Raw genomic sequence first — 22,059 nt, 5'->3', positions numbered from 1 at the left:
TGAAACGATGTCCCGCTCCACTCCGATGCCTGTCTTCGATGGTCACAACGACGTGCTGCTGCGCCTGATGCGCGGCAAGATTCAGCCCGAGCAGGCTTTCCTGGAAGGCGACAATATCGGCCACCTCGACTGGCCGCGCATGAGGCAGGGGGGCTTCGTCGGCGGGTTCTTCGCCGTCTATGTGCCGTCCGAGAGCGTGGGCGTCGACGTGGATGAGCTGATGGCCCAGGCGCAGTACGATGTGCCCCTCTCTTCGCCGCTCCCGCTCCCTACGAGCCAGCAGGTGACGGTGCACATGGCTGCGTTGCTCATGCGCATCGAGCGCGCCTCGAAGGGCGAGGTGAAGATCTGCCGCAATGCGGCCGACATCCGCCACTGCATCGATACCGGCAAGCTCGCGGCGATCCTGCACATCGAGGGTGCCGAGGGCATCGACCCCGATCTCTACATGCTCGACGTTCTCTACGAGAGCGGCCTGCGCTCCATCGGTCCGGTCTGGAGCCGCCCGAACATCTTCGGCCACGGCGTGCCGTTCCGCTATCCCTCGACGCCGGATACCGGCCCGGGCCTCACCGATCGCGGCATCGAGCTGGTGCGCGCCTGCAATCGCCTCAAGATCATGATCGACCTCTCGCACCTGAACGAGAAGGGCTTCTGGGACGTGGCCCGTCTCTCCGACGCACCGCTCGTCGCGACCCACTCCAATGCCTGGGAAATCTGCAAGCATTCACGCAACCTCACGGACAAGCAGCTCGGCGCGATCCGCGAGAGCCGCGGCATGGTGGGCGTCAACTTCGCCACTTCCTTCATCCGCCCGGACGGCATGCGCAACGACGACACGCCCCTGGAGGAGATGATCCGCCACATGGACCACCTGATCGAGAAGGTGGGTGTGGACGGCGTGGGCCTGGGCTCTGACTTCGACGGCGCGACGATTCCCGCCGAGATCGGCGATGTGCGCGGCCTGCCCCGCCTCGTCGACGCCATGCGCCGCCACGGCTACGACGAGGCCACCCTGCGCAAGGTCTGCTACGAGAACTGGGTGAACGTTCTGGAGCGCACCTGGGGAGAGTGAGGCGGATAGGTCATGGTCGTTGGATGGTCATCCCGGACGGCGAAGCCGATCCGGGATCGCTTTCAGAATAAGGCACCTAAACCTCCCCGCCGTCATCCCCGCGCAGGCGGGAATCCATAAACACGGCGCTTTAGAAAAGGCGGGCAGCGTGACGGCTCGTTCTGCCTCGTTAGCGGTTATGGATCCCGGGCTCTGCTGCGCCGCCCCGGGATGACAGTGTAGGCTGGTTTGCCCAGTCCCGGATCTGCGCTGCGTCCGGGACGACGAAGTAAGGAACCTACCGCTCCGCCTTCGAGGTGAGCGCGAACACGCTCGCGATGCCGCCGACGCCGAGCATGAGCAGCAGGCTGACCGCGTTGATCGCAGGCGATGCGCCCTCGCGCATCTGGCCGTACATGGCAATTGGCAGCGGCGCCTCGGAGCCCACCAGCATCAGTGTGGTGTTGAAGTTCTCAAACGACATCAGCAGCGCCACGAGGCCTGCGCCGATGAGCGCGGGACTTAAGAAAGGCAGTGTCACCGTTCTCAGGACTCTTGCGCGGCTGGCGCCGAGATCGAAGGCGGCTTCCTCCAGCGAGCGGTCGAACTTGCGCAGGCGCGCGGCGATGATGAGCGTCGCGATGGTGAGGATGAAGGAGAGCTGGCCCAGCACCACCAGCGGCAGGCCGGGACGCAGAAAATCGAGATCGGTCTGAAGCCAGTCCTCGAGCCCGTTCGTCACCCGCGAAAAGAAGGCCAGGATCGAGATGCCGAGCACCACGCCAGGAATGACGAGCGGCCAGAGCATCATCATGGCCACGAAGGTCTTGCCGCGAAACTCGGCCCGCTCCAGCACCCAGGCATTCACCGTGCCGAGAAGCACGGCGAGCAGCGCCACAGGGATGGCGACCTTGAAGCTGTTGCCGATGCTCTCCAGCCAGATCGGGTCCGCCAGCACGCCCGGCTTGCCGACGACAGTACCGGATCCGGTGAACCACTCCAGGGTGAAGCCGCGCCACGGCGGGGACGGGAACAGGCTCGCGTTGAAGGCGAAGATCGCCACGACGAGCAGCGGCGCGAACAGGAACAGGTAGAACGCCGCGATGTAGAGCTTCCATGTGATGGATGGGCGGTTCATGGCGTCATGCCTGCTTCAGGGTGGTGCCGAGGCTCTGGCCGGTGAGGCGCAGGCCCAGCCACACGATGGCCGAGGAGAGCAGCAGGAGCAGCATGCCGAAGGCGGCACCCTGTGGCCAGTTGAAGCGCGTGATGAACTGCGCATAGATCTGCTCGGTGAACCACAGCCCGTTCTTGCCCCCGAGCAGCACCGGCGTGGCGAAGTTGCCGACGGTGAGCATGAACACGATGATGCAGCCCGCCACGATGCCCGGCATGGCATGGGGAATGACGATGCGGCGCAGCACGGTCCAGCGGCTGCCGCCGAGATCGTAGCCGGCCTCCACGACCGCAGGCTCCAGGCTCTCCAGCGCATTGGCAAGCGGCACGATCATGAACAGCAGGCCGCCATAGACGAGGCCGAGAATGACCGCGCCGTCGTTGTAGAGTAGCTCCACCGGCTGACCTGCAAGACCGATGGAACGCAGCGCGTAGGAGATCACGCCCGTCTCGCGCAGCAGGATCATCCAGCCCAACGTGCGCACCAGCTCCGAAACCCAGAACGGCAAGAGGCACAGCAGCAGCAGCATGGCCTTGAGGCGGCCTTGCGCCACGCGGGCGATGTAGAGCGCGATGGGAAAGGCGAGCACCAGTGTGAGCGCCGTCACCAGGATCGACATGAACGCCGTGCGCGCGAAGGTGCGCCAATAGAGCGGCTCGGTGAAGAACTCGAGATAGTTGCCGAACCCAAAGGCATAGACCCGCGGCGCGACCCGCTCGCTGAAGGAGAGGACGAGGATCTCCACATGCGGCAGCACGATGAGAAGCCCGAGCCACAGGATGGCGGGAGCGAGCAGAAGGAAGAGCGTGAGGCGTGAGGCCTGCTTCGCGATCATGCGGCGAAGACCTTCATGGCATCCGCCGTCCAGCCCACGTGGACAGGCGCTCCGACCTGGATGCCGACGAGCGGCCCCGCCTGCGGCAGCACGGCGCGCACCGGCTGCTCGAAACCTGTGGTGTCGATCAGCAGGCTCGACGCGGCACCGTCGAAGAGCACCGCCGACACGCGCCCCTCGAAGCGATTGGGGAGGTTGCCCAGGGACGCGGGGTCCTGCGCGAGCGCCACGGCCTCGGGGCGCACGAAGGCGAGAGCCTGCGCGGCCCCGCTCCCCTGCCCCTGCACAATCGCACCAGAGGGCAGCCGCACCGCGATTGCGCCGTTGGAAGCGGCTGCCGCCTCGCCCTGCAGGCGGTTCGTCTCGCCGACGAAGCTCGCGACGAAGGGCGTCGCGGGATTGTGGTAGAGCTCACGCGGGCTCCCCACCTGCTCGAACTTCCCCTGGTTCATCACAGCGATGCGGTCCGACATGACGAGCGCTTCGGACTGATCGTGCGTGATGTAGGCAAAGGTGGTGTTGAAGGTGCCCTGCAGCTGCTTGAGTTCGATCTTCATGTGCTCGCGCAGCTTGAGATCGAGAGCGCCGAGGGGTTCGTCGAGGAGCACGAGGGTCGGCTCCAGCACGAGGCAGCGGGCAATCGCCACGCGCTGCCGCTGACCGCCGGACAGGGCCGTCACGCGGCGTTCGCCGAACCCTTTGAGGCCGACGCGCTCCAGCATGCGGCCTGCGCGCTCCTCGGCTTCCGCTCGGGAGACGCCCCGGCAGGTGAGCCCATAGGCGACATTCTCGCCGACGGTCATCATGGGGAAGAGAGCGAGGCTCTGGAACACCATGTTGACCGGGCGCTTGTTGGCCGGAACGCCGATCATCGATTTTCCGCGTATGCGGATGTCTCCGCTCGTCGGATGCTCGAATCCGGCGATCATGCGCATCAGGGTGGTCTTGCCGCAGCCGGAGGGTCCGAGGATCGAGAAGAACTCGCCGGGGGCGACGCTGAAACTCACGTCATCGACAGCGGCATGCGAGCCGAAGCGCTTGGTGACGTTGACGATGTCGAGATCGGTGGAAGAGGCCATGACGCTGCCGATACAAAGAGTCGTCCCCCAGCGTGAGCTGGGGGACGACGAACCATCACGATGAGGTTTTACGAACCGGCCTTCAGGCGGTCGAGAACCTTGCCTTCGATCTCCTCGAGGCCGGCCGGCACGGCCGGATACCACCGGATGTTGTCAATGGCGGCCTTCGGGAAGCTCTCGGCGAACTGATCCTTCAGCTTGCCTTCCATGAGCTTGTCGGCGCCGTTCGAGGCCGTGAAGTTGCCGGCAGCGGCCGCAACCTTCGCGGCGATTTCCGGGCGCATGTTGAAGTTGATCCACTTGTAGGCGGCATCGTCATTGCGGCCCTTGGCGGGGATCGCAAAGGTGTCGACCCAGCCCAGCGCGCCGGACTTCGGTGCAACGAACTTCATGTCCGGGTTGTCGGCGTTGAGCTTCCATCCGCCCGTATCCCAGGCCATGGCGGCAACGATCTCGCCGGAGCGCACGGCATTGAGGAGCTGATCGGACCCTTCCCAGAAGAACTTCACGTTCTTCTTGCACTCGGCGAGCTTGGCCCCGACCTTGTCCATCAGGGCAGCATAAGCCTTCGCGTCGCCATAGGCCGCGAAGGGATCCATGCCGTTGGCGAAGGCGAAGGCGATCAGCGCCGGGCGCTTGGCGCGGAAGCTGGTCTTGCCGGCGAGAGCGGGATCGCAGAGATCGTTGTAGTCGGCGACCTTGGGTGCTGCCTTGGTGTTCACCACGAGACCGTCCGTGCCCCAGATGTGGGGGACGCCGTAGACCTTGCCGTCGACCGTGGTGTTCTTCTTGGTCGCTTCCAGCATCGAGCCGATGAACTGGTCAGACTTGACCTTCGACATGTCGAGCGGCTTGTAGATGCCGAACTCCGCCTGCGGGCCGGCGATGCGGTCCTGGCTCGGCTGGGCGAGATCGAAGCCTGCCCCTTGCGTGGCGCGCAGCTTGGAGATCATCTCCTCGTTGTTCGAGGTCGTCACCTCGACCTCGATGCCCGTCTCCTTCGTGAACTGCGCCACGACATCGGCCGGCGCATAGCCCGACCAGGTCAGGAGCCGCAGCTTCTCGGCGGCTTGTGCCGATCCGACGACCATGAGAGCCGCAAGAGCAATTGCCAGCTTCAGGCTGGTGCGTTTCGTCAACATCCTCGTCCTCCAGTGTGGTTGGGCTTTTACCCATGTTCCCCAGTTGCAAAACTATATGACAGTTGCACGACGCGCTAGGGGTATGAAGCCGGCTCAGGAACGATCCGCCATGCTGACAGGGGCCGCTCCCCCGGCTATGGATGTGTTCTCTCTGCAGGAGCCCTTAAGCCATGCGCACCTTCTACCCCGAAATAGAACCCTACGAGACCGGCATGCTCGATGTGGGCGACGGCCATCAGGTCTATTGGGAATTGTGCGGGAATCCGGAAGGCAAACCCGTGGTTTTCCTGCATGGGGGCCCCGGCGGCGGTTGCACGCCGACCCAGCGCAGGCTCTTCGATCCGGACAAGTACCGCATCCTGCTCTTCGATCAGCGCGGGTGCGGACGCTCGACGCCCTATGCCAGCCTGGAGGCCAACACCACCTGGCATCTCGTGGCCGACATCGAGCGCCTGCGCGCGATGATCGGTGTGGACAAGTGGATGGTGTTCGGCGGCTCCTGGGGTTCGACGCTCGCGCTCGCTTATGCCGAAACGCATCCTGAGCGGGTCACCGAGCTCGTGCTGCGCGGGATCTTCACCCTGCGCCGTTCGGAGCTGCTCTGGTATTACCAGGAGGGCGCCTCGTGGCTCTTCCCCGACAAATGGGAAGGCTTCCTCGCCCCGATTCCTGAAGCAGAGCGCGGCGACCTCATGGCAGCCTACCGCAAGCGCCTGATTGATCCCGATCCGGCCGTCCAGGCGAAAGCTGCACGCGCCTGGAGCCTGTGGGAGGGCGAGACGATCACGTTGCTGCACAATCAGGAATACAGCGACCAGTTCGGCGACGAGCACTATGCCATCGCGTTCGCCCGGATCGAGAACCACTACTTCGTCAACGAGGGCTGGTTCGAGGAGGGGCAGCTCATCCGGAATGCCCATCGCCTGAAAGGCATCCCAGGCGTGATCATCCAGGGCCGTTACGACATCGCCACGCCACCCAAGACAGCATGGGACCTGCACAAGGCCTGGCCCGAGGCGCAGTTCATCATGGTGCCGGATGCCGGTCACGCGGTGAGCGAGCCCGGCATCACGCATCATCTCATCGAAGCGACGGACGCGTTCGCGAGAAGGTAAGGCTAGCGGACAACCGTCATCCCGGACGGAGCGCAGCGAAGATCCGGGATCGCGCAAACCAGTCCAGCCCTGTCATCCCGGGGCCGCGCAGCGGAGCCCGGGATCCATAACCGCCGACCGTGTAGAATGAGGCACGACGCTGTTCGCCCTCTCATGAGGCGTCGTGTTTATGGATCCCCGCCTGCGCGGGGATGACAGTGTCGAGGTTCCAGCGCTTGATCCTGCGCACGATCCCGGATCGGCTCCGCCGTCCGGGATGACGATCAGAAAAACTTACTTCGCCGTCCAGCCGCCATCCATCGACAGGTTGGCGCCGGACATCTGGCTGGCCGCATCGGAGCACAGGAACACGGCAAGCCCCGCCACCTGATCGACGGTCACGAACTGCTTGGTGGGCTGGGCTTCCAGAAGCACGTCGTTGATCACCTGCTCCTTGGTGAGACCCCGCGCCTTCATGGTGTCGGGGATCTGCCGCTCGACCAGCGGTGTCCAGACGTAGCCGGGGCTGATGCAGTTCACGGTGATGCCCTGCGTCGCCACTTCCAGCGCCACCGTCTTGGTGAGGCCCGCGATGCCGTGCTTGGCCGCCACATAGGCGGACTTGAAGGGCGAGGCCACGAGGGAATGGGCCGAGGCCGTGTTGATGATGCGGCCCCACCCGCGCGCCTTCATGCCGGGCACGGCGGCGCGGATGGCGTGGAAGGCCGATGTGAGATTGATCGCGATGATCTGGTCCCACTTCTCGACCGGGAAATCCTCCACCGGCGAGACGAACTGGATGCCCGCATTGTTGACCAGGATGTCGACGCTGCCGAAGGTGCGCTCGCCGAGCCGTACCATCTCCTCGATCTCGTCGGCTTTGAGCATGTTAGCCGGTGAATAGACCGCCTTCACGCCGAACTCGCTCTCGATGCCGGCGCGGGTCTTTTCGATCTCGGCCTCGTCGCCCAGTCCGTTGAGGACGATGTTCGCACCTTCCTTGGCGAGCGCGCGGGCAATGGCCAGGCCGATGCCGCTGGTCGAGCCGGTGACGACGGCTGTCTTCGATGTCAAGGTCATGGTCTTCTCCGCATGGGCCTGGGCTCAGGCATCAGATGGCAGGTGGAATAGCACAAAGGACGAGGCGGGGGTGAGCCTAGCAAAAAGGAGCATGGGAGGGTGATGCCCCGTTCGGCGCCCATGTGCCGGGCGCATGTCCCTTTCCCCTTCCCCGCCGTTGTCTGGCAGGCGCCGATATGAGATGGATCGGATGCCGTTTCGTCAAACCGAATGGGGGCATGGTGCCGACACCAAAGATTCTTCCCTGCGGCGACAGCGCCCTCACCGTGGAGTTCGGAAGCACGATCGATTCAGGCCTCAACGCCATGGTCCTGGCCCTCGACGAGATCGTCCGCGCCCGTGCCCCCACCGGGCTGATCGAGACCGTGCCGACCTATCGCTCCCTGACCATCCAGTTCGATCCGGCAGTGATCGACTACGACGCCCTGGTCAGGCTCCTCGATGAGGAGACCAAGGATCTCGTGCCGCGCCACGCGGTCGGCCGCCGTTGGCGCGTGCCGGTGGTTTACGGCGGCGAATACGGGAGCGACCTGGAGGAAGTGGCCGAGATCCATGGCCTGACGCCTGCCCAGGTGATCGACATCCATTCGTCGGCCGTCTATCGCATCTACATGATCGGCTTCCTGCCGGGCTTCACCTATCTCGGCGGCCTCGACAAGCGGATCGCCACGTCCCGGCGGGTTCATCCCCGGGCCAAGATCCCGGCCGGCACGATCATGATCGGCGGCGAGCAGGCGGGCATCGCCCCCATGGATATGCCGAGCGGGTGGCACAATCTCGGCCTGACGCCTGTGCGCCCCTACGCTCCGGAACGGAACCCGGTCTTCCTGTTCGCGGCCGGCGACGAGATCGTGTTCGAACCCGTCGATGCCTCGCGCTGGGAGGCGATGGAGAAGGCCGTTCAGGCCGGCGAGCCGGTGGCCGAGGAGGTTCGCCCATGATCGATCTCGTGGTGAAATCCTGCGGCCCGATGACCGCCTTGCAGGATCGCGGCCGCTTCGGCTATCAGGGCTTCGGCGTCTCGCCCTCCGGCGCCATGGACCGCCGCGCTCTGGCGATGGCGAATGTCCTTGTGGGGAATTCTCCCGACATGGGGACAATCGAGTTCGTCAATCTCGGCGGCGCCTTCACGGCCGAGGGCGGCGACCTGCGCCTCGCCGTCGCCGGTGCGGGCGCGTCCGCCAGCATCGACGGCACGCCCCTACCTCCCCTGACATCCTTCATGCTGAGGGAGGGTCAGACCCTTGAGGTGGGGCACCCGCGCACTGGCACCTTCGCGTATCTGGCGGTGGCCGGAGGCCTTGCGGTCGAGCCGCAGCTGGGCAGCCTCTCGTTTCATCTGCGCTCCCGCCTCGGCGGCCTGAAAGGGGCGCCGCTCCAGGCCGGAAGCCACCTGCCATGCCGGCCGGAGGTCCAAGCGGGCGAGCCCATGCAGCTGACCGTCGACCTCATCGAGGAGACCGGCCCTCTACGCGTCATGCTCGGGCCGCAGGACGATTACTTCACGCCGGACAGCATTCGTTTGTTCTTGGAAAGTGAGTTCACCATCAGCCCCCAGGCCGATCGGATGGGCTTTCAGCTCACCGGGCCCAAGCTCGAGCACGCCAAGGGCTTCAACATCGTGTCGGACGGGATCGTGGACGGCCATATCCAGGTGCCGGGCAGCGGCCAGCCCATCGTGCTCATGCGCGACCGGCAGACGGCGGGCGGCTATCCGAAGATCGCCACCGTGATCAGCGCCGATCTTGCCCGCTTCGCGCAGATGCGGTCAGGCACAAAGGTGCGCTTCAGGGCCGTGGAGCGGGACGAGGCCGTGGCGGCGGCGCGGCAGCTGAGGGATTGGATTGCCTCGCTTTCATCACAACTCACCCCCGTTCGCTTCGACCTGACCACGGAGCATCTGCTCAGCCGCAATCTGATCGGCGGCACGGTCGACGCGCTTTCTCCCGCAAGCCACGAATGAAAAGGGCGCCGCATCGGCGCCCTTTCCTTTTATTGCGTTCTGACGCCGCTTTCGTCGATGCGGTCCGGCGCCCCTGCGGCCTTTGCCTCGCGGCGGCGTTCGTGCAGCACGTATTCCGTGTAGCCGTTGGGCTGCTCCGCGCCTTTAAAGACGAGGTCACAGGCAGCCCGGAAGGCAGGCCCATCGAAGTTCGGCGCCATCGGCCGGTAGAGCGGATCGCCGGCATTCTGCCGGTCCACTACCTCGGCCATGCGGCGCAGGGTCTGCATCACCTGATCCTCGCTGACGATGCCATGGCGCAGCCAGTTGGCGAGGTGCTGGCTGGAGATGCGCAAGGTGGCGCGATCTTCCATCAGGCCTACATCATGGATGTCCGGCACCTTCGAGCAGCCGACGCCCTGGTCGATCCATCGCACCACGTAGCCGAGAATGCCCTGGCAGTTGTTGTCGAGTTCCTGCTGGACCGCATCCGGCGCCCAGTTGGACTGGGACACCGGAATGGTCAGGATATCGGAAAGTTTTGCGCGCGAGCGCTTCTTCAGCTCCTCCTGGCGAGCCGGCACGCTCACCTGATGATAGTGCAGCGCATGCAGCGTCGCGGCGGTGGGCGACGGCACCCAGGCGGTGGTGGCGCCAGCCTGCGGGTGACCGATCTTCTGTGAGAGCATATCGGCCATCTTATCGGGCGCCGCCCACATGCCCTTGCCGATCTGCGCCTTGCCGGGCAGGCCGCAGAGCATGCCTACATCCACGTTGTTGTCCTCGTAGGCCTTGATCCACGCGGTCGACTTCATGTCGTTCTTGCGGATCATGGGGCCGGCTTCCATGGACGTGTGGATCTCGTCGCCCGTGCGGTCGAGGAAACCCGTGTTGATGAACACGATGCGCTCGGCGGCCGCATGGATGCAGGCCTTGAGGTTGACGGTGGTGCGCCGCTCCTCGTCCATGATGCCCATCTTGAGGGTATTGCGGGGAAGACTCAGCATGTCCTCGACGGCAGCGAAGAGGTCGTTGGCGAACGCCACCTCGTCAGGCCCGTGCATCTTGGGCTTCACGATGTAGACCGAGCCCGCGCGGCTGTTGCGCAGGGAGCCTGCACCTTTCAGATCGTGGATGGCGATGAGCGACGTGATGGCCGCGTCGAGGATGGTTTCCGGGATCTCCTCGCCATTCTCGTCGAGCACCGCATCGGTGAACATGTGGTGGCCCACATTGCGCACCAGCATCAGGCTGCGTCCATGAAGGCGCAATTCACCGCCGCTCACGGCCGTGTAGACCCGGTCCGGATTGAGGCGGCGCTCGACGGTGCGCCCGCCCTTCTCGAAGCTCTCGACCAGATCGCCCTTCATCAGCCCGAGCCAGGTACGGTAGACCTCGACCTTGTCGTCGGCATCGACCGCCGCCACCGAATCTTCCAGGTCCATGATGGTGGAGACGGCCGATTCCATCACCACGTCGGCGACGCCCGCGGGATCCTCGGCGCCGATGAGATGCGAGCGGTCGATGCGGATGTCGAGATGCAGGTTGTTGTGACGCAGCAGCACCGATGAGGGGCTTGCCGCCTCACCCTGATAGCCGACGAACTGGGCCGGATCGGAAAGCCCCGTCTCGGTGCCGTCCTGAAGCGTGACGATGAGGGCCGTGCCCTGGATCGTGTAGGAAGCCGCATCCCTGTGGCTGCCACCTGCCAGGGGCGCCGCCCGGTCGAGAACCTCGCGGGCGCGGGCCACGACCTTGGTGCCGCGCGCCTTGTTGTAGCCGCCGGAGCGGGTCGCACCCTCGTCCTCCGGAATGGCATCGGTGCCGTAGAGGGCGTCGTAGAGGCTGCCCCAGCGGGCATTCGCGGCGTTCAGCGCATAGCGGGCATTGGACACCGGCACCACGAGCTGAGGCCCGGCGATGCGGGCGATCTCGTCGTCCACGTTCTGCGTCCTGACCGCGAAATCCTCGGGCTCCGGCAGCACATATCCGATGTCGCGCAGGAATCGCTCATAGTCGGCCTGATCGAAAGGCTGGCCTTTTCGGGCGCGGTGGTACTCGTCGATCTGCGCCTGGAGCCTGTCGCGAACGGCGAGCAGTTCGCGGTCGCGCGGGGCGAATTCCCTCACGAGGCCGGCAAGCCCCTTCCAGAAGGCATCCGGCGAGACGCCGGTATAGGCCAGCGCCTCCCGCTCGATGAACTCGTGAAGAACCGGTGCAACCTGGAGGCCGTTCGTCTGGACGCGCGTCATCGTTCCCGCTTTCGGTGGATGTGAAGATCCTGCCCTTAGCTTAAGGCAGGGAGACTAAAAATGAAGATGAGCGCCCTTTCCATGAGACGAAGGGCGGATGGGAGCACGCAGCCAACAAAAAAGCCGCCCCTTCGGGCGGCTTTTCGGAAAGATTTGGTGGAGCCAGGCGGGATCGAACCGCCGACCTCTTGCATGCCATGCAAGCGCTCTCCCAGCTGAGCTATGGCCCCATCCGAGCCGCGATGTATGGGACACCGCGGCGAACTCTTCTCAAATCAGAGGCGTCTCTATAGTCGCCTCTTTTGCGAGGTTCAAGCCTCTTCGTCGTCTTCCAGATCGCTGTCGATCAGGTCGGACACGTCGTCGTCGCCCTCTTCCTCGTCCTCGAGGAAGGTATCGTCATCGGCGACATCGTCGGCCACCTCGATGTCGTCATCGACCGGGATGTCCTTCTCGTTCTCGTCAGCCTCGACCTCATCGAGGGAGACCATCTCCGGACCGGCCGCCTCGAGCTCGGTCTCGTCGTCATCGGCCACGGCGGCGGCACGGGCCGCCACGGGAGCAGCCACGCGGGTCGTCATGGCGGTTGCCTGGAACACGGTGCCGCATTTCGGGCAGACGGCCGGGTCCTTGTTGAGATCGTAGAATTTCGCGCCGCAGCTCATGCACTGGCGCTTCAAGCCGAGTTCCGGTTTGGCCACGGGTGATTGCCTTGGATAAGTGTGAATGGTTGGGAAGGCTCCGTTAGTCGGCAGGGGGTGGCTTGTCAAATAGGAAATTGCAGAGGCAAGGGCCGGGCCTGACCCAGCTTGCGCGTGACGGCGGGAAAACCCCGTGTTAGGAGCCCGCCCTGACGAGAAGGCTCTGAGGGACTCAAACACAATGTCGCACGCGCACGGAACGCCGTCCCCGGTCGCCAGCAGGTCCGGAACGCCCCTGAAAGGGCGCATCCGCGTTCCCGGCGACAAGTCGATCTCCCACCGCTCCATGATCTTCGGGCTCCTCTCCATCGGCGAAACCCGGGTCGAAGGCCTCTTGGAAGGCGACGACGTGCTGCGCACGGCCGAGGCCTGCCGGGCACTCGGCGCCACCATCACCCGCGAGGCTCCGGGCCGATGGCGCATCGTCGGCGTCGGCATCGGCGGGTTGACGGAACCCAAGGATGTGCTCGATTTCGGCAATGCGGGCACCGGCTCGCGCCTCATGATGGGCGTGGCCGGCAGCCACACCATCACCTCCACCTTCGACGGCGACGCTTCGCTGAGGAAGCGCCCCATGCGCCGCATCCTCGATCCGCTCGTCCAGATGGGCGTGACCGTGGTGAGCGAGGCCGAGGGCGGGCGGGTGCCCCTGACCCTGCGCGGCCCCCGCGAGACGCTTCCCATCACCTACGAGACGCCCGCCGCCTCGGCCCAGATCAAGTCGGCCATCCTGCTCGCCGGCCTCAACTCGCCGGGCAAGACCACCGTCATCGAGCGCGAGGCCACCCGCGACCATACGGAGCGGATGCTGCGCCATTTCGGGGCGAGCGTGGAGGTTGCCTCTCACGGAGCCGACGGCCGCGCCATCACCCTGCAGGGCCAGCCGGAGCTGCGCGGCACCGACATCGTCGTGCCGACCGACCCCTCCTCGGCCGCCTTCCCCCTGGTGGCAGCCCTGATCACCCCCGGTTCGGACGTGCTGATCGAGGGCGTGATGATGAATCCGCTCCGCACCGGCCTCATCACGACGCTGATCGAGATGGGCGCTTCCATCGAGCGCCTGAACGAGCGCAACGAGGGCGGCGAGACAGTGGCTGATCTTCGCGTCCAGCACAGCAGACTCACCGGCGTCACAGTCCCCCATGCCCGGGCCCCGGCGATGATCGACGAGTACCCGATCCTGGCGGTCGCGGCCTCATTCGCGGAAGGCACAACCCGGATGCAGGGGCTTCATGAGCTGCGGGTCAAGGAATCCGACCGCCTGGCGGCCGTGGCGGCCGGCCTTGCGGAGGCCGGCGTCAAGTACGAGATCGAGGGTGACGACCTGATCGTTCATGGCTCCGGCGGCAAGGTCCGGGGCGGCGGCAAGCCGGTGGCCACCCATCTCGACCATCGCATCGCCATGTCGTTCCTGGTCATGGGCCTGGCGACGACCGAGCCGATGACGGTCGATGACGGTGCCATGATCGTGACTAGCTTCCCCTCCTTCATCCCGCTCATGCGGGAGCTCGGCGCCACGATCCAGGATTGACCCGCCCATGATCATCGCCATCGACGGCCCTGCGGCTTCCGGCAAGGGCACCCTGGGCAAGCGCCTCGCGGAGCATTACGGCTTCGCCCATCTCGACACCGGCCTGCTCTACCGGGCGGTGGCCCGCGTGCTCATGGACAGGGACGTTCCCCTTACCGACCAGGACGCCGCCACGGCAGTGGCGCAGAACCTGGACGTCTCACACCTGGACGACGATTCCCGTCTCCGGGGAGCCGCCATGGGAGAGGCTGCCTCGGTGGTCTCGGCCTATCAGCCGGTGCGCGATGCCCTGCTGGCCTTCCAGCGCCAGTTCGGCGAGCAGAAACCGGGCGCGGTGCTCGACGGGCGCGACATCGGCACCGTGGTCTGCCCGGATGCGGACGTGAAGCTCTTCATCACCGCCGCCCCCGAGGAGCGGGCGCGGCGCCGGCATCTCGAACTCCTGCGGCGCGGCGAGCAGGCCGAGTACAAGACGATCCTGGCGGACATCCGCCGCCGGGACGAGCGCGACATGAACCGCAGCACGGCCCCGCTCAAAGCCGCCGCCGATGCAGTGACCCTCGACACAACCCATCTCGACCCCGACGCTGCCTTCCAGGCAGCCCTCGCAATCGTGGAAGGCAAGCATTCTTAAGCTCCCCTCTGGTCCAGGAGCAGCCTTGCCTTACTTCCAGAAGCTGGCACACTTTTCTGACCAATCCGGCTCCCGCACAGGAGATTCCGATGGTTTGTTCCGGCTTCACCCGCCTTGCCGCAGCATTTGTCTGCCTCTGGGGGCTGCTCGCCCTCCCTGTTCAGGCCCAGACCGACACCGAGGTTGATCTCGCCCTCGTAGTCGCGGTGGACATCTCGTTTTCCATGGACACGGACGAGCAGGCCCTGCAGCGGGAAGGCTTCGCCCAAGCCTTCCGCTCCAAGCTGGTTCATGACGCGATCCGCGGCGGAATGCTGGGCCGGATCGCGGTCACCTACATGGAATGGGCGGGATCGCCGGATCAGAAGGTGATCATTCCCTGGACGGTGCTCGACAATTCCGAGAGCCTGATGGCCTTTGCCGACAAGATCGCCTCCACGCCCCTGCGGCGGGCGCAGCGGACCTCGATCTCCAGTGCCATCGATTTCAGCGTGAAGCTTCTGGAGGAGAGCGGCCTGAACGCCACGCGGCGCGTAATCGATGTGTCGGGCGACGGTCCCAACAACCAGGGCCGGGTCGTGCTGGAGGCCCGTGACGCGGCTTTGGCCAAGGGCATCACCATCAACGGGCTGCCGATCATGCTGCGCCAGCCCGGCTACCTCGACATCCCGGACCTCGACGTCTATTACAAGGACTGCGTGATCGGCGGCCAGGGTGCGTTCACCGTTCCGGTGCGGGAGCGCGACCAGTTCATCGAGGCGATCAAAACCAAAATCCTGCTTGAGATTGCCAATTTGATGCCCGGACAGCCCCTGATCAGCCGCATCCAGTCCCCTCAGCGCACCAACTGCATGGCCGGCGAGATGCAGTGGCGTGACCGCTGGAGCAATTGAGCTGTCTCTCCCATGACTCAACTGACGCTGGCGCTCGTGGCCCACGACGCCAAGAAGGATGACATGGCCGCATTCGTGGCCCTGTACGAGAACGATCTCCGCCCCTTTGCGCTTTTTTCCACCGGCACCACGGGTGCCCGGGTGATGGAGCGATGCCCTTCGCTGTCGGTCACGCGGCTGAAGAGCGGCCCGCTCGGCGGCGACCAGCAAATCGGCGCGATGATCGCGGAAGGCAGGATCGACGCCCTGTTCTTCTTCGTCGATCCGCTCTCGCCGCACCCGCATGACGTGGACGTGAAGGCGCTGATGCGCCTTGCCCTTGTGTACGACATTCCGATGGCCCTGAACCGCGCCACGGCGGGACGTCTGATCGAGTCGTTCAGAGATTGATCCCGGTGCGGCTTCGTGCGCCGCGCCGATGACATCCACATCCGCGAGGAGACGACGGCATTGTGAGAAATCGGAGGTCCGCGCCAGACGATGCACTACTTATGGCAGAAGCATCGAATGGATATTCCTTGATTCATTGGAAATGATGAGATGGCCCAACCTTCAGCAGAAGAGCGCAAGCGGCAGTCGCAAGCCCGCCGGGAGGCGAACGAGAAAGAGCGCCGCGAGTATTGGGAGATCCTGATCGAGGGAACGCGGGACGCGCACGAGAAGACTCGGCTGCTGTTCGATCAGCGGCAGGAGAACCTCTACCGGCGCCTCGAGGAGCTCGAGCTGAACCTCAGGGACGAGATCCGCGAACATGGACGAACAACCCGGATCTGGCTCGCTGTGCTCAGCACGCTCGTGGCGATCCTGGTTCTCCTTGTCCTTTGGCTCTGAATGGAGGGCGGAGCCGGACCTTTCGGATCGCACCACACGGGGGTGAAGAAAGCAGCATCGGGGTCATGTGCCCCGTGGCTTCGCACGCCGCGTCGGCGGCGCGGTCAGGGGATCCTCCGGCCAGGGATGCTTCGGGTACTGCCCGCGCATGTCGGCCCGCACCGCCGCCCAGGAGCCGCGCCAGAAGCCCGGCAGATCGCGGGTGATCTGGATCGGGCGCTGCGCCGGCGAGAGCAGGTGCAGGATGAGCGGCACGCGCCCGGCCGCGATGGTGGGGTGCTTGTCGAGCCCGAACAGTTCCTGCACCCGCACTGCGAGGACCGGCCCCTCTTCAGCACCGTAATCGACCGGGATCTGTGATCCGGTCGGCACCTCGATATGAGTCGGCGCCTCTGTGTCGAGACGACGCTGCAGGTTCCACGGCAGCAAGCCACGCAGGGCTTCGCTCAGCAGATCGGCGCCGATCTCGCCGAGGCTGCTTTTGCCGACCAAGTGCGGCGCCAGCCACTCGTCCGCGGTACGCGTCAGCGCCTCATCGGACAGATCCGGCCATTCCTCGCCCTCGGCTTTGCGAAGAAACATCACGCGCTCACGCCACTGCGCCAGGGCCTTAGACCAGGGCAAAGCATCGAGCCCCAGCGACACGAGGCCTTCGGCGAGCGCACGCGCCGCCTCCTCCGTTTGCGGGACCTTCAGCGGCCGTTCGTTCAGCAGCAGAGCACCCAGACGCCGGACGCCCCGCGCCCGAAGAGCCCGCGCCTGCCTGTCGAAGGCGACCTCGTCGCGCTGCTCGATGGCATGGCTGAAATGAACCTCGATCTCTTCAGGCGAGATGGCAGCGGCAGCAAGAATGCGCGCCGAGGCCGCGCCGCCGGCGATTTCGGCCACGGCGAGATAGGGCTCCTTGGCGAGCCGCTCATGGGCTTCAAGCGATGCGCCGCGCCCATTGGCCATGAGATACTCGCCCGGCTTGCCCCGCGCCTTGGCGAGGCGGTCGGGATAAGCGAGCGTCAGCAGCGCGCCGATGGATCGCGGCTCTCCCCTCGATGTGCCGTTGCTGCCCCTCGCCCAGCCCTCCGCCATGCGCCGCATGTCCTCCGCCCGCTTGGAGCGGTCGCGGCGGAAGCGCTCGACGCGATCCGAGAGATCCGCCGCATCGCCGCCGAGGCCACGCTCGACGAGAACGGCCGCCACATCGGCCGCATCACGCGCTTGGCCGCTCTCGCCGGCGATCAACACCATGCGGGCCAATCGCGGCGGCAGCGGCAGGTCGCGCAGGCGGCGCCCGACCTCCGTGATGCGCCCCTCGCCATCGAGAGCGCCGAGCTGCTGCAGCAGCGTTCTCGCCTCTTTCAAAGCCGGTGCGGGCGGCGGATCGAGGAAGGCGAGCGTCGTTGGATCGGCAACGCCCCAGGCGGCGCAATCGAGGAGCAGCGGCGCCAAATCGGCGGAGAGAATCTCCGGTCGCCCGAAGGGCTCCAGCGCTCCGGTCGCAGCCTCCTCCCACAGACGGTAGCACACGCCGGGTTCCGTGCGGCCCGCGCGGCCCCTCCGCTGGTCGGCGGCAGCCCGCGAGACGCGCACCGTCTCCAGACGCGTCAATCCGATATTCGGCTCATAAACCGGTATACGGGCGAGCCCTGAATCGATCACGACGCGCACGCCTTCGATGGTGAGCGATGTCTCGGCGATGGAGGTGGCGAGCACCACCTTGCGTCGTCCGGGCTTGGCGGGGCTTACCGCCAGATCCTGCTCGCCCCGTTCCAGGGCGCCGTAGAGCGGAGCGATATCGACGGCGGGATCGTTGACGCGCTCGCGCAAAAGCGTCTCGACCCGGCGGATTTCTCCCTGCCCCGGCAGGAAGACCAGGACGGAGCCGCCCTCGGCGCGAAGGGCGCGGGTGACCGCATCCCCCACCTGCTCCTCGATGCGGCGGTTGGGATCGCGACCGAGATAGCGGGTCTCGACCGGATAGGCGCGGCCTTCCGATTCCACAACGGGCGCTTCGCTCAACAGCTTCGCCACCCGCGCACCGTCGAGCGTTGCCGACATGACCAGGAGACGAAGGTCCTCCCGCAGGCCGCCTTGCGCATCGAGCGCCAGCGCGAGACCGAGATCCGCATCGAGGGAGCGCTCGTGGAACTCGTCGAAGAGCACGGCCGCGACACCCTCCAGGGAAGGATCGTCGAGGATCATGCGGGCGAAGACGCCCTCGGTCACCACCTCGATGCGCGTCCTGCGGCTCACCTTGGAGCCGAGGCGCACCCGCAGGCCCACCGTCTCGCCCACCGCCTCGCCCAATGTCTGCGCCATGCGGGCGGCGGCCGCGCGGGCAGCAAGGCGGCGCGGCTCCAACACGATGATATTGCCCCCGTTCACCCAGGGCTCGTCGAGCAGCACCAGTGGCACGCGCGTGGTCTTGCCGGCGCCCGGCGGCGCCACGAGCACCACGTTTGGCCGCGCGCGCAGGCTCGCGGTCAGGTCGCCGAGGACCGCATCGATGGGCAGGGAGGTGTCGAAAGCGCGCATGCCGCGTGATGGCTCAAGCTGCAGGAGAGAGCAAGGGTGCTTGGTCACCTCCGCTGTCATGCCCGGCCGGAGCGCAGCGGAGGGGAAGGGAATCCATGGCGTGGAGCCTGATCGTGGATCCCCTTCCCTGCCTCACGGCCGCCGGGGATGACAGCGGCAAGGTCAGACAGGGAAACCGTAGGCCCGCAGCTCGGCAGCCAGATCGATAGACTCGACGCAGTGGATCGCGTGCATGCCCACGTCGCGGGCCGCTACCACATTAGGCTTGGAATCGTCGATGAACACGCAATCCTCTGCTTTGAGCCCGTAGCGGTCGAGCAGGAGGTGATAGATGGCGGGATCGGGCTTCAGCAGGCGCTCGTCGCCGGAGACGATGATGCCGTCGAAGCCCGCGAGGAACGGAAAGCGCTCCTTCGCCAGGATGAACTTGGGGCCGGAAAAGTTCGTGATGCAGTAGTTCGGCACGCCCGCCTCGCGCAGGCGGAGCAGCAGGGCCACATGGTCCTCGAACACGCCGGAGACGGTCTCGCTCCAGCGCTCGTGGAACGCGCGGATGTGCGGCTCGTGCTTGGGATGATCCTTGACGAGAAGGGCCACCGCCTCGTCCCAGTCGCGCCCCCGGTCCTGCTCCACGTTCCAGTCATGGGTGCAGACATTCTCAAGAAACCACTCCATCTCCGCCGCATCCTCGAAAAGGGTGCGGTAGAGATTGCGCGGGTTCCAGCGCAGCAGCACATTGCCGATGTCGAACACGATTGTGGTCGGCTTGCTCATGGTAGGGCGTCTTCCTTCACGTTTCCGCCCAGGCGTTTAGCCTGCGGAAAGCTCCGGCGCTACTCTCAGGAGCAAGGGGGCTCAGATTTGGCGGGACGGCCTCCCTCAAGGCACCGGCCCTGAGGGAGGCGCCCAGCGCTAGCCGCCGATATTGTAGGCCGCGAGTGCCGCCATGTTGACGATGTCGTTGTCGGTGGCGCCGAGCGAGACGATCTGCACCGGCTTGTCGAGGCCGACCACGAGCGGGCCCAGCACCATCGCGCCGCCGAGTTCCTGCAGCATCTTGGTGGAGATGGAGGCCGAGTGGAACGCCGGCATGATGAGCACGTTCGCGGTATCGGTCAGGCGGCTGAACGGGTACTGCGCCATGACGTCCCGGTTGAGGGCCACATCGGCCGCCATCTCGCCGTCATATTCGAAATCGACCCGCATTCCGTCCAGGATCTTCACGGCCTCCTGGATCTTCTCGGCACGCTCCGCCTTTGGGTGGCCGAAGGTCGAGAAGGACAGGAGCGCAACCCGCGGCTCGTAGCCAAGGCGACGGGCGACGCCCGCGGACTCGATCGCGATCTCGGCCAGTTCCTGAGCGTTCGGCATCTCGTGAATGGCCGTATCGGCCACCAGAACAGTGCGGCCCCGCGCAAGGCAGAGCGAAACGCCGATGACCCGATGGCCGGGCTTGGCATCGACCACGTGCCGCACGTCGGCGAGTGCCGTGGAGTAGTTGCGCGTCGCGCCCGTCACCATGGCGTCCGCATCGCCCAAAGCTACCATGGAGGCGGCGAAGTGGTTGCGGTCCTGGTTGATCATGCGCTGGCAGTCGCGGAACAGATAGCCCTTGCGCTGCAGGCGCTCGTAGAGAAACTGCGCATAGGTGGCATTGCGGTTCGACAGACGCGCATTGTGGATCTCGATGCCGTCGCGGCCTTCGAGATCGATGCCGGCCTGCACCGCCGTTTCGTGGATGCGATCCTCACGCCCGACCAGGATGGCTTTGCCGAGCCCCTGGTTGACGAAGGACAGGGCCGCGCGGATGACCTGCTCCTCCTCGCCCTCGGCGAAGACCACACGCTTGGGGAACTTGCGCACGCGCTCGAAGATGCGGTTGAGCGTGCCGGCCACTGGATCGCGCCGGGCGGAAAGCAGCGCCTTGTAGGCGCGCATGTCGACGATGGGACGATGGGCCACGCCGGTATCCATGGCGGCCTTGGCCACCGCCATCGGGATCGTGTGGATCAGGCGCGGGTCGAACGGAACCGGGATGATGTAGTCGCGTCCGAAGCGTGGGCGCGTTCCCTGGTAGGCCGCCGCCACCTCGTCCGGCACGTCCTCGCGGGCGAGTTCCGCCAGCGCCTGGGCGGCGGCGATCTTCATTTCCATGTTGATGGTGGTCGCCTGCACGTCGAGGGCGCCGCGGAAGATGTAGGGAAATCCGAGAACGTTGTTGACCTGGTTCGGGTAGTCCGACCGGCCCGTGGCGATGATCACGTCGTCGCGGATGCGCGCCACTTCTTCCGGCGTGATTTCGGGATCGGGATTCGCCATGGCGAAGATGATCGGGTTCGGCGCCATGGAGCGGATCATGTCGTCGGTGAATGCGCCCTTGGCCGACAACCCGAACACCGCATCGGCGCCGTTGAGCGCATCGGCGAGCGTGCGCGCGTCGGTCTCCGCCGCATGGCCCGATTTCCACTGGTTCATGCCCTCGGTGCGGCCCTTGTAGATCACCCCCTTGGTGTCGCAGAGGATGACGTTGTTGGGCGCGAAGCCCATGGCTTTCAGGAGTTCCGTGCAGGCAATGCCGGCAGCACCCGCGCCGTTCACCACCAGTTTGGTCTCCGCCATGTCGCGGCCGGTGAGATGCAGGGCGTTGATGAGGCCTGCGGCTGCAATGATCGCCGTGCCGTGCTGGTCGTCATGGAACACGGGAATGTCCATGAGCTCCCGCAGGCGCTCCTCGATGATGAAGCATTCCGGCGCCTTGATGTCCTCGAGATTGATGCCGCCGAAAGAGGGGCCGAGATAGCGCACGCAATTGATGAAGTTGTCCGCATCCTCCGTATCGACCTCGAGGTCAATGGAATCCACGTCCGCGAAGCGCTTGAAGAGCACCGACTTGCCCTCCATCACCGGCTTCGAGGCGAGCGCCCCGAGATTGCCGAGGCCGAGGATCGCCGTGCCATTCGAGATCACCGCCACCATGTTGGACCGGGTGGTGTAGTCGAAGGCGAGCGACGGGTTCTCGGCAATGGCCAGCACCGGCACCGCGACGCCCGGCGAGTAAGCCAGCGACAGGTCGCGCTGGGTCGCCATGGGCTTGGTCGGGACGACCTCGAGCTTGCCGGGGCGTCCTTGGGCGTGGAATTGCAGCGCCTCCTGGTCCGTGAAGGTGGGGCGTTTGCGGCGGGTCGGGCGCTGATCGTCGGTCATGAGGGTCCGATTCTTGTGAGCAGGGCGTTTCCTAAGGGGGATGCGACCTTAAGACATAGGATGCGCCTTCCTCAAGACTTG

General features: G+C 65.6%; 19 protein-coding genes and 1 tRNA gene. 9 read left to right on the top strand and 11 right to left on the bottom strand.

What is annotated here, in order from left to right; translation table 11 throughout:
• The first annotated feature begins 7 nt into the window (after positions 1–7).
• Entirely contained in the window at positions 8–1,075 is a 1,068-nt protein-coding gene (locus MA07_RS21350; protein WP_036356534.1) for a dipeptidase, read from the top strand.
• A 277-nt stretch (positions 1,076–1,352) separates the two neighbouring features.
• Here the strand turns inward: MA07_RS21350 and MA07_RS21345 are convergent, their stop codons facing one another.
• The 4 genes from MA07_RS21345 to MA07_RS21330 form a co-directional block, all read right to left on the bottom strand.
• The gene (locus tag MA07_RS21345) at positions 1,353–2,192 is read right to left on the bottom strand and encodes an ABC transporter permease (protein ID WP_036356531.1); all 840 of its coding nucleotides are present in this window, start codon (positions 2,190–2,192) and stop codon (positions 1,353–1,355) included.
• Between the two features lie 4 nt (positions 2,193–2,196).
• Positions 2,197–3,066 (bottom strand): ABC transporter permease, encoded by an 870-nt coding sequence (locus MA07_RS21340; RefSeq protein WP_036356529.1) that lies wholly within the window; start codon positions 3,064–3,066, stop codon positions 2,197–2,199.
• Complete coding sequence (locus tag MA07_RS21335) at positions 3,063–4,145, bottom strand: ABC transporter ATP-binding protein (protein WP_036356526.1); 1,083 nt, start codon at positions 4,143–4,145, stop codon at positions 3,063–3,065. The genes MA07_RS21340 and MA07_RS21335 overlap by 4 nt, the downstream gene beginning before the upstream one ends.
• 68 nt (positions 4,146–4,213) lie before the next feature.
• Entirely contained in the window at positions 4,214–5,287 is a 1,074-nt protein-coding gene (locus tag MA07_RS21330; RefSeq protein WP_036356523.1) for an extracellular solute-binding protein, read from the bottom strand.
• 170 nt (positions 5,288–5,457) lie between these two features.
• On the opposite strand from MA07_RS21330, the gene pip reads away from it, so the two are divergent.
• A complete protein-coding gene (gene pip, locus MA07_RS21325) occupies positions 5,458–6,402 on the top strand; it encodes a prolyl aminopeptidase (protein WP_036356520.1) in 945 nt (314 codons plus the stop codon).
• A gap of 273 nt (positions 6,403–6,675) precedes the next feature.
• Here pip and MA07_RS21320 read toward each other — a convergent pair whose 3' ends face one another.
• The gene (locus MA07_RS21320) at positions 6,676–7,461 is read right to left on the bottom strand and encodes a 3-hydroxybutyrate dehydrogenase (protein ID WP_036356516.1); all 786 of its coding nucleotides are present in this window, start codon (positions 7,459–7,461) and stop codon (positions 6,676–6,678) included.
• 218 nt (positions 7,462–7,679) lie between these two features.
• Between MA07_RS21320 and pxpB the strand changes: the two genes are divergently transcribed.
• Both pxpB and MA07_RS21310 read left to right on the top strand, forming a co-directional pair.
• Positions 7,680–8,402, top strand: coding sequence for a 5-oxoprolinase subunit PxpB (pxpB, locus tag MA07_RS21315; protein WP_036356513.1), 723 nt, complete (start codon positions 7,680–7,682; stop codon positions 8,400–8,402).
• A complete protein-coding gene (locus tag MA07_RS21310) occupies positions 8,399–9,424 on the top strand; it encodes a biotin-dependent carboxyltransferase family protein (RefSeq protein WP_036356509.1) in 1,026 nt (341 codons plus the stop codon). The genes pxpB and MA07_RS21310 overlap by 4 nt, the downstream gene beginning before the upstream one ends.
• A 29-nt stretch (positions 9,425–9,453) precedes the next feature.
• Here the strand turns inward: MA07_RS21310 and MA07_RS21305 are convergent, their stop codons facing one another.
• The 3 genes from MA07_RS21305 to MA07_RS21295 form a co-directional block, all read right to left on the bottom strand.
• Positions 9,454–11,655 (bottom strand): malate synthase G, encoded by a 2,202-nt coding sequence (locus MA07_RS21305; RefSeq protein WP_036356506.1) that lies wholly within the window; start codon positions 11,653–11,655, stop codon positions 9,454–9,456.
• 154 nt (positions 11,656–11,809) lie between these two features.
• Positions 11,810–11,885: transfer RNA gene (locus tag MA07_RS21300), tRNA-Ala, on the bottom strand.
• Between the two features lie 81 nt (positions 11,886–11,966).
• The gene (locus MA07_RS21295; RefSeq protein ID WP_036356504.1) at positions 11,967–12,356 is read right to left on the bottom strand and encodes a TIGR02300 family protein; all 390 of its coding nucleotides are present in this window, start codon (positions 12,354–12,356) and stop codon (positions 11,967–11,969) included.
• Positions 12,357–12,537: 181 nt separating this feature from the next.
• Between MA07_RS21295 and aroA the strand changes: the two genes are divergently transcribed.
• The 5 genes from aroA (at position 12,538) to MA07_RS21270 (ending at position 16,245) form a co-directional block, all read left to right on the top strand.
• Positions 12,538–13,887 carry a 3-phosphoshikimate 1-carboxyvinyltransferase gene (aroA, locus tag MA07_RS21290; RefSeq protein WP_036356501.1) on the top strand — a complete coding sequence of 450 codons (1,350 nt, stop codon included), beginning with the start codon at positions 12,538–12,540 and terminating at the stop codon, positions 13,885–13,887.
• Positions 13,888–13,894: 7 nt separating this feature from the next.
• Positions 13,895–14,521: a (d)CMP kinase gene (cmk, locus tag MA07_RS21285; protein ID WP_036356499.1), complete on the top strand. Its 627-nt coding sequence runs from the start codon at positions 13,895–13,897 to the stop codon at positions 14,519–14,521.
• Between the two features lie 89 nt (positions 14,522–14,610).
• The gene (locus tag MA07_RS21280; protein ID WP_036356496.1) at positions 14,611–15,414 is read left to right on the top strand and encodes a DUF1194 domain-containing protein; all 804 of its coding nucleotides are present in this window, start codon (positions 14,611–14,613) and stop codon (positions 15,412–15,414) included.
• A 12-nt stretch (positions 15,415–15,426) separates the two neighbouring features.
• Positions 15,427–15,804, top strand: coding sequence for a methylglyoxal synthase (locus tag MA07_RS21275; protein ID WP_036356493.1), 378 nt, complete (start codon positions 15,427–15,429; stop codon positions 15,802–15,804).
• Positions 15,805–15,954: 150 nt separating this feature from the next.
• On the top strand, positions 15,955–16,245 hold the full coding sequence (locus tag MA07_RS21270; protein WP_036356490.1) for a hypothetical protein: 291 nt from the start codon (positions 15,955–15,957) through the stop codon (positions 16,243–16,245).
• Positions 16,246–16,308: 63 nt separating this feature from the next.
• On the opposite strand, the gene hrpB is transcribed toward MA07_RS21270, so the two are convergent.
• The 3 genes from hrpB to MA07_RS21255 all read right to left on the bottom strand — a co-directional run bounded on the left by hrpB (position 16,309) and on the right by MA07_RS21255 (position 21,978).
• Positions 16,309–18,774 carry an ATP-dependent helicase HrpB gene (gene hrpB, locus MA07_RS21265; RefSeq protein WP_036356487.1) on the bottom strand — a complete coding sequence of 822 codons (2,466 nt, stop codon included), beginning with the start codon at positions 18,772–18,774 and terminating at the stop codon, positions 16,309–16,311.
• Between the two features lie 162 nt (positions 18,775–18,936).
• On the bottom strand, positions 18,937–19,548 hold the full coding sequence (locus tag MA07_RS21260) for an HAD family phosphatase (protein WP_036356484.1): 612 nt from the start codon (positions 19,546–19,548) through the stop codon (positions 18,937–18,939).
• Between the two features lie 138 nt (positions 19,549–19,686).
• The gene (locus MA07_RS21255; RefSeq protein WP_036356481.1) at positions 19,687–21,978 is read right to left on the bottom strand and encodes an NADP-dependent malic enzyme; all 2,292 of its coding nucleotides are present in this window, start codon (positions 21,976–21,978) and stop codon (positions 19,687–19,689) included.
• Positions 21,979–22,059 lie beyond the last annotated feature (81 nt).

It is taken from the genome of Microvirga sp. BSC39, assembly GCF_000739015.1.
Classification (GTDB): Bacteria; Pseudomonadota; Alphaproteobacteria; order Rhizobiales; family Beijerinckiaceae; genus Microvirga.
Note: the sequence above shows the minus strand (reverse complement) of the source record. Positions and strands in the feature narration are given on the sequence as shown.